This window comes from Bacteroides sp. 1001136B_160425_E2, assembly GCF_015559655.1.
GTDB classification, from domain to species: Bacteria; Bacteroidota; Bacteroidia; order Bacteroidales; family Bacteroidaceae; genus Bacteroides; species Bacteroides luhongzhouii.
In genome coordinates this window covers 1-13,423 of the sequence record NZ_JADMQH010000001.1, presented here as the reverse complement: position 1 = coordinate 13,423, position 13,423 = coordinate 1, and the positions used below count along the sequence as shown (strand labels likewise).

The 13,423-nt window shown below is 43.3% G+C and carries 11 protein-coding genes; 6 read left to right on the top strand and 5 right to left on the bottom strand.

Annotated elements, in window-relative coordinates; genetic code table 11:
• Positions 1-20 precede the first annotated feature (20 nt).
• From purH to rodA, 6 genes are all read left to right on the top strand, one after another.
• On the top strand, positions 21-1,544 hold the full coding sequence (gene purH, locus I2I04_RS00055) for a bifunctional phosphoribosylaminoimidazolecarboxamide formyltransferase/IMP cyclohydrolase (protein ID WP_008997858.1): 1,524 nt from the start codon (positions 21-23) through the stop codon (positions 1,542-1,544).
• 108 nt (positions 1,545-1,652) lie between these two features.
• Positions 1,653-2,675, top strand: coding sequence for a rod shape-determining protein (locus tag I2I04_RS00050; protein WP_004299941.1), 1,023 nt, complete (start codon positions 1,653-1,655; stop codon positions 2,673-2,675).
• A gap of 7 nt (positions 2,676-2,682) precedes the next feature.
• The gene (mreC, locus tag I2I04_RS00045) at positions 2,683-3,528 is read left to right on the top strand and encodes a rod shape-determining protein MreC (protein ID WP_195472661.1); all 846 of its coding nucleotides are present in this window, start codon (positions 2,683-2,685) and stop codon (positions 3,526-3,528) included.
• Positions 3,525-4,022 (top strand): rod shape-determining protein MreD, encoded by a 498-nt coding sequence (mreD, locus tag I2I04_RS00040; protein ID WP_143260567.1) that lies wholly within the window; start codon positions 3,525-3,527, stop codon positions 4,020-4,022. Before mreC ends, mreD begins: the two co-directional genes overlap by 4 nt.
• 2 nt (positions 4,023-4,024) lie before the next feature.
• Positions 4,025-5,887, top strand: a complete 1,863-nt coding sequence (gene mrdA, locus I2I04_RS00035) for a penicillin-binding protein 2 (RefSeq protein ID WP_195653983.1) — start codon at positions 4,025-4,027, stop codon at positions 5,885-5,887.
• Complete coding sequence (gene rodA / locus I2I04_RS00030; protein ID WP_143260569.1) at positions 5,868-7,325, top strand: rod shape-determining protein RodA; 1,458 nt, start codon at positions 5,868-5,870, stop codon at positions 7,323-7,325. Before mrdA ends, rodA begins: the two co-directional genes overlap by 20 nt.
• A 2-nt stretch (positions 7,326-7,327) precedes the next feature.
• Here rodA and gldH read toward each other — a convergent pair whose 3' ends face one another.
• The 5 genes from gldH to I2I04_RS00005 form a co-directional block, all read right to left on the bottom strand.
• Positions 7,328-7,801, bottom strand: coding sequence for a gliding motility lipoprotein GldH (gene gldH, locus I2I04_RS00025; RefSeq protein WP_195653982.1), 474 nt, complete (start codon positions 7,799-7,801; stop codon positions 7,328-7,330).
• Positions 7,779-9,332 carry a stage 0 sporulation family protein gene (locus I2I04_RS00020; RefSeq protein WP_143260571.1) on the bottom strand — a complete coding sequence of 518 codons (1,554 nt, stop codon included), beginning with the start codon at positions 9,330-9,332 and terminating at the stop codon, positions 7,779-7,781. Before I2I04_RS00020 ends, gldH begins: the two co-directional genes overlap by 23 nt.
• 15 nt (positions 9,333-9,347) lie before the next feature.
• A complete protein-coding gene (locus tag I2I04_RS00015; protein WP_143260572.1) occupies positions 9,348-10,472 on the bottom strand; it encodes an ATP-binding protein in 1,125 nt (374 codons plus the stop codon).
• Between the two features lies 1 nt (position 10,473).
• Entirely contained in the window at positions 10,474-11,427 is a 954-nt protein-coding gene (gene metF, locus I2I04_RS00010) for a methylenetetrahydrofolate reductase [NAD(P)H] (RefSeq protein WP_143260573.1), read from the bottom strand.
• A gap of 188 nt (positions 11,428-11,615) precedes the next feature.
• Complete coding sequence (locus I2I04_RS00005; protein WP_143260574.1) at positions 11,616-12,128, bottom strand: ferritin-like domain-containing protein; 513 nt, start codon at positions 12,126-12,128, stop codon at positions 11,616-11,618.
• Positions 12,129-13,423: the final 1,295 nt, after the last annotated feature.

Sequence of the window (13,423 nt, the reverse complement as noted above, 5' to 3'; positions counted from 1 at the left end):
AATACTTAATAAGCAATTCAATGTCAGAGTCTAAAAGAATAAAAACTGCATTGGTATCTGTATACCATAAAGAAGGTTTGGATGAAATTATTACCAAACTTCACGAAGAGGGAGTAGAGTTTTTGTCAACAGGCGGAACTCGTCAGTTTATTGAATCATTGGGATATCCTTGCAAGGCAGTGGAAGATTTGACCACTTATCCTTCTATTCTCGGTGGTAGAGTAAAGACATTACATCCGAAAATTTTCGGAGGTATTCTTTGTCGTCGCGGCCTGGAACAGGATATGCAACAGATTGAGAAATATGAAATCCCCGAGATAGATCTGGTTATTGTTGATTTGTATCCGTTTGAAGCTACCGTAGCTTCCGGTGCATCTGAAGCAGACATTATTGAAAAAATCGATATAGGCGGAATCTCATTGATTCGCGCCGCAGCCAAGAACTACAACGATGTAATCATCGTAGCTTCTCAAGCTCAATACAAACCATTGCTGGATATGTTGATGGAGCACGGCGCTACTTCTTCACTTGAAGAACGCCGTTGGATGGCTAAAGAAGCATTTGCCGTTTCTTCTCACTACGATTCGGCTATTTTCAACTATTTCGATGCCGGCGAAGGTTCTGCCTTCCGTTGCTCTGTTAATAGCCAGAAGCAACTTCGTTACGGTGAAAACCCACATCAGAAAGGTTATTTCTACGGAAATCTGGAAGCAATGTTCGACCAGATTCACGGGAAAGAAATCTCTTATAACAATCTTCTCGACATCAACGCAGCCGTTGACCTGATCGATGAATTCGATGACCTCACTTTCGCAATCCTGAAACATAACAACGCTTGCGGATTAGCTTCCCGTGCTACAGTTTTGGAAGCTTGGAAAGACGCATTGGCCGGTGATCCGGTTTCTGCTTTCGGCGGTGTGTTGATTACGAATGGTGTCATCGACAAAGAAGCAGCGGAAGAAATCAACAAGATTTTCTTCGAAGTGATTATCGCGCCGGATTATGATGTGGATGCACTCGAAATCCTGGGACAGAAAAAGAACCGCATCATCCTCGTTCGTAAGGAAGCTAAATTGCCTAAGAAACAATTCCGAGCTTTGCTGAATGGCGTATTGGTGCAGGATAAAGATACTAATATTGAAACGGTAGCCGACCTGAAAACCGTGACAGACAAAGCTCCTACTCCGGAAGAAGTGGAAGATATGTTGTTTGCCAACAAAATTGTGAAGAACAGCAAGTCAAATGCCATCGTGTTGGCAAAGGATAAGCAACTTCTTGCAAGCGGTGTAGGACAGACCTCGCGTGTAGACGCATTGAAACAAGCAATTGAAAAAGCCAAATCATTCGGTTTCGACCTGAATGGTGCAGTTATGGCTTCCGATGCTTTCTTCCCGTTCCCCGATTGTGTGGAAATTGCAGATCAGGAAGGTATTACGGCTGTTATCCAACCGGGAGGTTCGGTAAAAGACGATTTATCTTTTGCTTATTGCAACGAGCATGGTATGGCGATGGTGACTACCGGTATCCGTCATTTTAAACACTAAAAATAAGTATTAGGTATAAAGTATTAAGTATTAACTTTGCGGATAGCGCAGTTTTAACTTCCTACTTTATATCTAATACTTAATACTTATTACTTAATACTTTAATAAATGGGATTATTTTCTTTTACACAAGAGATAGCAATGGACTTGGGCACAGCCAATACTATCATTATCACGAACGGAAAAATCGTGGTGGATGAGCCTTCGGTTGTAGCTCTGGATCGCCGTACAGAAAAGATGATTGCCGTGGGGGAAAAGGCGAAGTTGATGCATGAAAAAACCCACGAAAACATACGTACTATCCGTCCGTTGAGAGACGGAGTGATTGCCGACTTCTATGCTTGCGAGCAGATGATGCGCGGTTTGATAAAGCAGGTGAATACTCGCAACCATTTGTTTTCACCTTCTCTTCGCATGGTGATTGGCGTTCCTTCGGGAAGTACGGAAGTCGAACTCCGTGCTGTCCGTGACTCTGCGGAACATGCCGGTGGCCGTGATGTTTATTTGATTTTCGAACCGATGGCTGCGGCAATCGGTATCGGCATCGACGTAGAAGCTCCGGAAGGAAACATGATTGTCGATATAGGTGGTGGCTCTACGGAAATTGCCGTTATCTCTTTGGGAGGTATCGTTTCTAACAACTCCATCCGTACAGCCGGTGATGACCTGACAGAGGATATTCGCGAATATATGAGCCGTCAGCACAATGTGAAAGTCAGCGAGCGTATGGCGGAACGTATCAAAATCAATGTAGGCGCTGCTTTAACCGAACTGGGTGATGATGCTCCGGAAGATTATATCGTTCACGGGCCGAACCGTATCACAGCTCTTCCGATGGAAGTGCCTGTATGCTATCAGGAAGTAGCTCACTGTTTGGAGAAATCAATTTCAAAGATCGAAACGGCTATCTTGAGTGCATTGGAAAATACACCTCCTGAACTGTATGCTGATATTGTGCACAATGGTATCTATCTCTCCGGAGGTGGTGCATTGCTTCGTGGACTGGATAAGAGATTGACCGATAAGATCAATATTCCTTTCCATATTGCGGAAGATCCTTTGCATGCAGTTGCCAAAGGTACAGGGGTGGCATTGAAGAACGTAGACCGTTTCTCTTTCTTAATGAGATAAACCGGGGATGAGGAATTTATTAAACTTCCTTCTGAAATACAATTACTGGTTCCTCTTCATCTTATTGGAGGTAGCCAGTTTTGTTTTGTTATTTCGGTTCAACCGTTATCAGCAGAGTGCATTCTTCACTTCTGCCAATACGGTGGTGGGGGCGGTTTATGAAGTTTCGGGAGGGATTTCCTCTTATTTTCATCTGAAATCAGTCAACGAAGATCTGTTGGATCGCAACATGGTGCTCGAACAACAGATCACTAATCTGGAAAAAGCATTGAGAGAGCATCAGCTTGATTCTATGACAATCAACAGCATTCGGCAGGTGCCTCAGGCGGATTATCAGTTGTTTAAAGCGCATGTGATAAAGAACAGTTTGAATCTGGTTGATAATTATATCACGCTTGATAAAGGTTCCTCTTCCGGTATTCGCTCTGAAATGGGAGTGGTGGATGGTAATGGAATTGTAGGAATTGTCTATGAGGTATCCCCTTCCTATTCGGTGGTGATTTCGGTATTGAATAGCAAATCGAATATCAGTTGCAAGATTGTCGGGAGTGATTATTTCGGTTACCTGAAGTGGGAACATGGAGATTCGCGCTATGCTTATCTGAAAGACCTGCCTCGTCATGCAGAGTTTAATTTGGGAGATACAGTAGTTACCAGTGGTTTTTCCACCGTCTTTCCCGAAGGTATAATGGTGGGGACGGTAGATGATATGTCCGACTCTAATGATGGACTCTCATACCTGTTGAAAATTAAGCTGGCTACTGATTTCGGTAAGTTGAGTGACGTTCGGGTGGTAGCCCGGACAGGCCAGGAAGAACAGAAGAAACTTGAAAACAAGGTGATGAAAGAATGATTATTACTTATATACATAAAATCGGGTGGTTTATCGGCTTGGTACTTCTTCAGGTGTTAATCCTCAATAGTGTGCATATTGCTGGCTATGCTACTCCTTTTCTCTATATCTATTTTATTCTGAAATTCAGTTCCGGCACTTCCCGGAATGAGCTGATGTTGTGGGCTTTTTTCTTCGGGCTGACCATTGATATATTCTCCGATACTCCGGGAATGAATGCGGCGGCTACCGTGCTGCTAGCCTTTCTTCGTCCCTCTTTACTTCGTCTGTTCACGCCCCGTGATAATCCGGATAGCTTTATTCCCTCTTTTAAGACGATGGGAATCAGTCCTTTCTTAAAATATACCACTGCAAGTGTTTTTGTGCACAGCCTGGCATTACTCTCCATTGAGTTCTTCTCATTTACCAGCATTTGGCTGTTATTGCTGCGAGTGCTTCTTTGCACTATTCTGACTGTAACCTGTATCATAGCTATAGAAGGGATTAAAAAGTAACGATGGCAAAAGATTATGTCTTAGAGAAGCGCAAATTTGTAATCGGAGGCATTGCTATCTCCATTGTTTTGATTTATCTGATACGTCTTTTTGTATTGCAGATCACAACGGATGACTACAAGAAGAATGCTGACAGTAACGCTTTTCTGAATAAGATCCAGTACCCCTCGCGTGGTGCTATTTATGACCGGACCGGTAAACTGCTGGTATTCAACCAGCCGGCCTATGACATAACAATCGTTCCGAAGGAAATTGAGAATCTGGACACACTCGATTTATGCCAATCGTTGAATATCACCCGTGCACAGTTTCTCAAAATTATGAGCGACATGAAAGACCGTCGCCGTAATCCGGGGTATTCCCGCTATACCAACCAGTTGTTTATGTCGCAACTTTCGGCGGAAGAATGTGGTGTCTTTCAGGAAAAGCTGTTTAAATTTCGTGGCTTTTATATCCAACGGCGTACCATCCGCCAATATTCGTACAATGCTGCCGCCCATGCTTTGGGAGATATCGGAGAAGTCTCCGCAAAAGAAATGGAAGCGGATGAAGAAGGATACTACATCCGTGGGGATTATGTCGGCAAGTTAGGAGTCGAAAAATCGTATGAAAAGTACCTTCGTGGCGAGAAAGGAATTGAGATTCTGCTTCGCGATGCGCACGGTCGTATCCAGGGGCATTATATGGATGGTGAATATGACCGTCCTTCCGTTCCCGGTAAGAACCTGACATTGAGTCTGGATATTGACTTACAGATGCTGGGGGAACGTTTATTGAAGAATAAGATTGGAAGTATCGTGGCTATCGAACCGGAGACCGGAGAAATCCTTTGTCTGGTATCCTCTCCCAATTATGACCCGCATTTGATGATTGGCCGCCAGCGTGGCAAGAACCATCTGGCCTTGCAACGTGATATGACCAAACCGCTTTTGAATCGTGCCCTGATGGGAGTGTATCCTCCGGGATCTACTTTCAAGACAGCGCAAGGACTGACATTCCTGCAAGAAGGAATCATAACCGAACAAAGTCCGTCATTCCCTTGCTCACATGGGTTCCATTACGGAAGATTGACAGTGGGCTGCCACGCTCACGGATCTCCTTTACCATTAATTCCGGCTATTGCCACATCGTGCAATTCCTATTTTTGTTGGGGGCTGTTCCGTATGTTTGGCGACCGTAAATACGGTTCACCGCAAAATGCCATTACGGTCTGGAAAGACCATATGGTTTCGCAGGGATTTGGCTACAAACTGGGGGTTGATTTGCCGGGAGAGAAACGGGGTTTGATTCCGAATGCGCAGTTCTACGATAAAGCCTATCGCGGCCATTGGAACGGATTGACAGTAATCAGTATCTCTATCGGGCAGGGGGAGATTTTGTCTACTCCTCTTCAGATTGCTAACCTGGGAGCAACGATTGCTAACAGAGGGTATTTTGTGACACCGCATATTGTAAAGGAAATCCAAGACAATCAGTTGGATAGCATCTATCGTGTACCACGCTATACCACTATTGAGAAAAGACATTATGAATCAGTCGTAGAAGGGATGCGTGGCGCAGCCACCGGAGGAACTTGCCGTATGCTGTCAGTGATGGTTCCGGATTTGGAAGCTTGTGGAAAGACGGGTACTGCGCAGAACCGTGGACACGACCACTCGGTATTTATGGGTTTCGCGCCGATGAACAAACCGAAGATAGCTATTGCCGTCTATGTAGAGAACGGCGGATGGGGTGCTACCTACGGAGTTCCTTTCGGCGCACTGATGATGGAACAATATTTGAAAGGTAAGCTTTCGCCGGAGAACGAGTTGAGAGCGGAAGAATTTAGTAACAGAGTGATATTATATGGTAACGAGGAGCGATAGTTTGTGGAAAACGCTGGATTGGGTAACGATTTGTATTTACCTGCTCTTGATTGTCGGTGGATGGTTTAGCGTCTGCGGAGCCAGTTATGATTATGGCGAACGCGACTTCCTCGACTTTTCGACTCGTGCCGGCAAGCAGTTTGTATGGATTATCTGTTCCTTCGGGCTCGGATTTGTGCTATTGATGCTGGAAGATCGTATGTATGATATGTTCGCGTACATTATATATGTGGGGATGATTCTTTTGCTCATTGTTACTATCTTCATAGCGCCGGACACCAAAGGGTCGCGCTCCTGGCTCGTCATGGGACCTGTGAGCCTGCAACCCGCCGAGTTTGCCAAGTTTGCTACGGCCTTGGCATTGGCCAAATACATGAACTCTTATTCATTCAGTATCAAGAAAGAAAAGTGTGCCTTTATCTTGGGATTCATCATTCTTCTCCCGATGTTATTGATTATCGGTCAGCGGGAGACAGGCTCTGCATTGGTTTATCTTGCTTTTTTCCTGGTTCTTTATCGTGAAGGAATGCCGGGAGTAGTGCTTTTTGCGGGCGTATGTGCGGTAATCTACTTTGTGGTCGGCATCCGTTTTGATGAAGTCTTTATCGCCGATACTCCTACACCGCTGGGAGAATTTATCGTATTACTATTGATCTTATTATTTGCCGGTGGCATGGTGTGGGTATATCGCAAGAAATGGTCTGCTACCCGCAATATTGTTGGTGGAAGTCTGGTTATATTGCTGATTGCTTATTTAATATCCGAATATTGGGTACATTTTAGTCTCGTTTGGGTGCAATGGGCGCTTTGTATTGTGGTGATAGGCTATCTGATTTATTTGGCATTAAGTGAGCGGCAACGTACTTATTTCCTGATTGCCCTGTTTACAATCGGTTCTGTCGGTTTCCTGTATTCCAGTAATTATGTATTTGATAATGTGCTCGAACCTCACCAGCAAGTCCGTATCAAAGTAGTGCTCGGTTTGGAAGAAGATTTGACTGGTGCCGGATATAATGTGAATCAGTCCAAGATTGCCATCGGTTCCGGTGGATTGACAGGAAAAGGATTCCTGAATGGTACGCAAACAAAATTAAAGTATGTGCCCGAACAGGATACTGACTTTATATTCTGTACGGTGGGTGAAGAGCAAGGCTTTGTCGGTTCGGCTGCTGTCCTGTTGGCTTTCCTTATTTTGATTTTACGATTGATATTCCTGTCCGAAAGGCAGACTTCCAACTTTGGGCGAGTTTATGGATATTCGGTCGTCAGTATTTTCCTTTTCCACTTATTTATCAATATCGGTATGGTGCTGGGATTAACTCCGGTTATCGGTATTCCATTGCCTTTCTTCAGCTATGGAGGTTCTTCTTTATGGGGATTTACGATATTGCTGTTTATCTTCCTGCGCATTGATGCGGGACGTGGCAGAAGACTCTAATCTTACTGTTTTTCAATGCGGATGCCTACATCACTCAAACCTTTTAGCTTTTCATCTTTCATTCCGTTGACTACTTTAATCGTGTAATTGCCGGAACGTAAGGGGAGGACGGACTTGATAAAAGTTTCCGATTGGTAAATGCTTCCCCATCCGTGTCCCATCCATCTTCCGGTGGAGTCAGCCAGGCAGAAAGCGATAGTGTCGGTGCGCCACACCGTAGAATCCTGTAGATTCTGACTGATAAATAAATAGAGGTCATGATAAGGATATTCAATACCGTTGCGGACTTCCGCAAAAAGTCGGAGAGTGGTGGGAACACTGTCGGTTATAGGAATCTGAAAAGAGAGTGTATCACTCTTTCCCCATCCCTCGTCGGGAAGGGATTGGTAAGAGTGATACACCGTATGCTCATTGCAGGCTGTCAGTAAGCAAGCGCTGAATAGACTCAATATACTATTCTTGAGTAGGCCTTTCATTAGTTGACTGTTTCTCCTGATTCTGATTTCTTTCCGGTCTGGAAGGACGCTCCTGGTTGGGACGACGTTCTTGACGTTCCTGTTCTTGCTGTTCCCGTTGACGGTCTTGCTCCCGTTGACGGTCTTGTTGCTGTGGGCGTTCCTGACCTTGCGGACGTTCCTGATTCGACCGATCTTGTCCTTGTGGGCGTTCCTGATTTGATCCCCTTTCCGGACGTCTGTTTTCGTTGTTCCGTCCCTGGTTCTGTCCTCTGTTCCGGTTGTTATTGTTATTTCTCGGGCGGTTGTCTCTTTCCCCTCTGTTGCCGTTTTCTGACTGTTGCGGGCGGTTTTCATTCTCCCGTTGAGGTTGTTGCGGACGATTACCACCTTCTGCTTGCTGCTGCGGGCGGTTGCCGTTATTATTGTTATTGCTTCCTTTCTTCTTCTTTTTGTTATTCCGGTTAGCGTTATTGCCACCTTCTTTATTATTCCGGCTGCGGTCGAAACGTGTAACACTTTCTTGTTCCAGCAAGTCAATCGGTTTCTTTGGTTCCGGTTTCTTTTCTTCTTCGAGCAGGCTGTCCGGTTTCATCCCTTTTTTATTCATGGAGATAACTTCGAATGCACGTTTGCCGCTGATGGTGACCAGATTGGCAGGGAAGTTCTTATCCGTAGAGTAAGAAACCTGGTTGCTTAGAATATCCGCTTTGAAGAAATAGAAAGTACCATCTTTCGTTTCCAGCTCTATTTCTCTCGAAGGGAGACGTTTTTGAGCTTCTACATAACAGTCCACCTCGTAGTTCAGACAGCATTTCAGCTTGGCGCACTGTCCGGCAAGTTTTTGCGGATTCAATGAGATATCCTGAAAACGGGCTGCGCTGGTAGAAACAGAAACGAAGCTGGTCATCCACGTAGCACAGCAAAGTTCGCGTCCGCAAGGACCGATCCCGCCAATGCGTCCTGCTTCCTGACGGGCACCGATTTGTTTCATTTCGATACGTACGCGGAACGCCTCGGCCAATACTTTAATCAGCTGGCGGAAGTCTACCCGCTCGTCGGCGATATAGTAGAAAATAGCTTTGTTACCATCTCCCTGATACTCTACGTCACCGATTTTCATATCCAGATTGAGATTCAACGCAATCTGACGTGCACGAATCATCGTCGCATGTTCTTTGGCTTTGGCTTCGTTGAACTTTTCCATATCTACCGGCTTAGCTTTCCGATAGACACGTTTGATTTCCGTATCTGCCTTGAAGTTTGCTTTCTTCATTTGCAGGGGAACGAGCCGGCCGGTCAATGTAACCACGCCGATGTCATGTCCGGGAGCTGCTTCAACGGCAACTACATCTCCTTTTTCCAGTTTAATCTTGTTGCTATTCCGAAAATATCCCTTCCGGGTATTCTTGAATTGCACTTCAACCATGTCACTCTCTTCCGCGTTGCCCGGTATATCTGCCAGCCAATCGTAGGTATTCAGCTTTTTATCTTGTCGGGAGCATCCTTTGCAGCAAAGGCCGCCGCTTCCATTATGAAGTTTATATTCCATAAGTTTATATATTTATTATTGCTTCAACAGCACAATCATCTTCAGCGAGAAGTCGAAGAATACCATTTTAGCATTTACATTCTGTTCTATATGTAGTTGCGCTTCGCTTAATTCGTCCATGATGCCCATCACGTTACGTTCGTTGACAAAAGGCGCAAAGCGGATTGCAAAATTCTGTTCATTAATCGTCATATACGTCAAGTTGCGCTGGTGCAGGTTGAAGATAAAGTTTTCGCGAATCATGCGCTGGCAGTATTCCAAAAAGTTTTTCTGGCGTTCGCGTCCCATGCTGGCCACCTGTTCACTCCACATCTTCATTTCTCTTATCTTCCGTTGATAAGACAATCGCATCAGGTTGACGAAGAGTTCGAAGAATAACTGGTTCTCCTCGTTCAGATGAATTGTTTCGAGTGCCTTGATGAAATTCCCATTTGCCAGGTGGGCAATCGAGATACTATCAGCAGGCTGAATATGATATTTAGTCTGTAATACCCGGTCGATGCTGGCTTCGTCAATTTTCCGCACATTCATCCGTTGTGTACGGCTCAAAATAGTAGGCAGAATCATGTCCGGAGCTTCAGATACCAACAGGAAAATAGTCTTCTCCGGTGGTTCTTCAAGCAACTTCAATAGTTTGTTGGCACATACCGGATGCATTTTCTCCGGCAGCCATACAATCGTAATCTTAAATCCTCCTTCGCTGGATTTCAGGCTAAGTTTTTTAAGGATTTCATCACTCTCTTTGGCGTAGATCAATGCTTGTGAGTTCTCCGCGTCCATTTCACCTAACCAGTGGTTGAGGTTGAAATAAGGATTGTTGATCACAAACGGTCTCCAATCGGCAATGTAATCATCGCATACTTCTTTCTTTCCCTTCGCACTTTTAACGATGGGAAATACGAAATGTACATCCGGATGTACCAGCTTATTGAATTTCACACAAGACGGACAGACACCGCAAGCATCCGTTTCACCCCGATTGGTGCAACTGATGTAGCGTGCGTAAGCAATGGCCAACGGCATTTTCCCGACTCCTTCCGGTCCGCAAATGAGCTGGGCATGTGGAATACGCCCTTCATTCACTTCCTGAATAAGCCGTTGCTTAATTTCTTCCTGTCCGATTACGTCTTTGAAAAACATATCAATAAATGATTTTAGCTACTTCTTTGATACTGTCTACCGCTCCGATGGAATAGAAATGAATACTCGGAACTCCGTGAGCCATCAATTCCTTGCATTGGGCTATACACCATTCAATACCGACCTGTTCGGCATCTGCATCATTTTTGCATCGGTTTACTTCTTTCACCAGATCTTCCGGCAAATCCACTTTGAATGTTTTGGGTACCATGCTCAATTGAGACAACTTTTTGAAAGGCTTGATTCCGGGAATGATGGGAACTTGAATACCTGCCTCTTTGGCCAGCTTCACGAACTCAAAATATTTCTTATTATCGTAGAACAGTTGCGTCACAGCATATTCAGCTCCTGCTTCTACTTTCTTTTTCAACCAATAAAGATCAGACTCCAGATTAGGTGACTCTTCATGCTTTTCCGGATAACATGCCACTCCATAAGAAAAAGGACTGGCGGTGACTTTCATCTCAGAGCCGTCAACGAAAATTCCCTTATTGAAATTATTGATCTGTTCTTGCAATTCAATCGCATGATGATATCCGTCTCCTTCGGGAGTAAATACCGATTCATGTTTAGCCTTGTCTCCACGCAGCACCAGCAAATCTGTGATGTTCAGAAATTGCAAATCCAGCAATACATATTCGGTTTCCTCACGAGTGAAACCGCTGCACAAGATATGGGGGACTACGGTGATATTATATTTATTCTGAATGGCAGCCGCTACGGCAACTGTCCCGGGACGTCTTCTTAAACGGTTTCTCTGAAAAAGCCCGTTGCCGAGATCTTTGTAGACATATTCGCTGCGATGCGTTGTGATATTGATATATTTCGGATCAAATTCTCGAAGAGTGTCGATTGTCTGATAGAGCTTTTCAATTCCGGTTCCCTTTAAAGGAGGGAGAATCTCGAAAGAAAAAGCTGTATCCTTACTATTATTTATTAAATCAATTACTTTCATTCCTTTTCGTTGATGTTGTTATCTACTTGGATTAAACATACATATTGGGACAAAAATACGAAAAAAGAAAGATTTCTTCTTGATTTGTTTGAAAATAGTTTGGTTTTTATCGTACTATTACATAAAAGAGGGCATATCACGTATTCCGGATGCGCCCTCTCTTACCTAATCATTAATTAAATTAGAATTTACTTCTCAAGAAATGATTTCTTCATTCTGGCAATGTCAGTCAGATAATCTTGTAAATCTTGTTCATGTTCTTCTTCTTCAGCAAGAATATGTTTTGCGATATCACAAGTGGTGAAATCTTTCCCGTTGGTAAAGTCGGCAATTTCCTGATAACGGAGAATGGCACAGCGTTCGGAAGCAACATTATCCTTTAGGAGACTGACAGAGTCGAAGCCTTGCGGAGCATCATATTTGCATCTTGCCAGTTCGAACCATTGTTTCGGATCAAGTACCGGAACCCCTTCCAGTTCGATGATACGGTCGGCAAGCAACTGCGCATGTCTACGTTCTTCTTCGGCATGTTCTTCGAACTCTCTTTGTACGTCGGCACGCATGGCGCCTTCCACTACTAATGCACCTACCCAATACTGGTAATATGCCAGCCATTCTTCAGCCAATGCTGCGTTCAACTGTGAAATCAAACTTTCTACGTCTAATTTTCCTTGTAAGATTTTTACACTTTCTCTAGCCATAATTTTAAAGTTTAGGTTACTGTATTTAAGTCGGGTATGTAACAGCCGGAGAATGTTTTTGTTTGAGTATCCCGGAGGTTTTAACAGAAAGAATGTATTGTGTGGTGCAGTTCCTCCTTTTTTATATAACATTGAAGGTTTCAATATATCGTTTGCAGCTTTTTTTATTTTCACGCAATTCCTCCTTCTGTATAGGTGCACAGTGAACATTCCCCTTTTTTATCTATTTCTCTCTTTTATCTTCCACCCAACGGCAATATAAAGCTCAACTGTCGCATTTATCAATTGAACTTGCAAACTTAGATTCCAAATAAAAGTTAGTATCACTTTTACCCTCACACCCTCACACCAGCTTCTATTCCCTTATTCATCGGAGTTACAGGCGTGAGGGTAAGGGTGAGAGTAGGTGAGGGTAGCTTTTTACCCTCACCCAATGGGTGTTAAGACTTTATATATATATGTTTATCTCTTATGCTTCTTCTGTTAACTCTTAATGCTTTTCAATGGCTTACTACAGTGAATAAACTTGTTCACGCATGTGAGCTTGTTTGTTTACATATGATAGCTTATTTGTTTACTGCAGTGAGCCCTTGATAACTTTTGAGCAAGAGAATGTAAACCCTAAGGGAAAGACTAATGAAATACTATGCTATATGATAACAGATGCCTGTATTTTAAAAACAGGATAGTAAATATTTTATTGATTAATAAGAGTAAGTTGTAAGTTTAAACAGCGTAATAGGAGGTGGCTGCTTTGCTGTTTTTTGATAACTTTTATTTTTCGGAAAGCGGTTTTTTTGTTGGTCTCTTTGAGACGTTTTCCATTTTATCTTCTCTTTGCGGATCTCTTTTTGTTATCTGCTTCTCGCGCGCATATATAATATATTAATGTATTCTTTCTTACCTTACTTCAAGTGTTTGTAATGTAAATAAAGAAATATATATACCATAACATCGTTATGATTCAGCAAGTTAGAATAATTGTCGGAAAATAATTAGAAAAAATAGTTAGATATATTTGGATGTTATTGATAAGTTGTCTACTTTTGCACCCGCTTTGCTAGAGAGACAGAGCCTAATGATTGACATTCTGCTACAAGATTAAGGCATCAGAAAATAAAAACAAAAAAACTTCGAAAAAGTTTGGAAGTTATCTGAAAAAGTCCTTATCTTTGCATCCGCTTTCGAAAAGAAAGCAGACGCGGTAGAAGCCACGTTAGTTCTTTGAAATATTGATAAACAATACAAGTAGTACAAGTAAAAAATAGAACCGTCAATACTTGTCCGAGATGGTA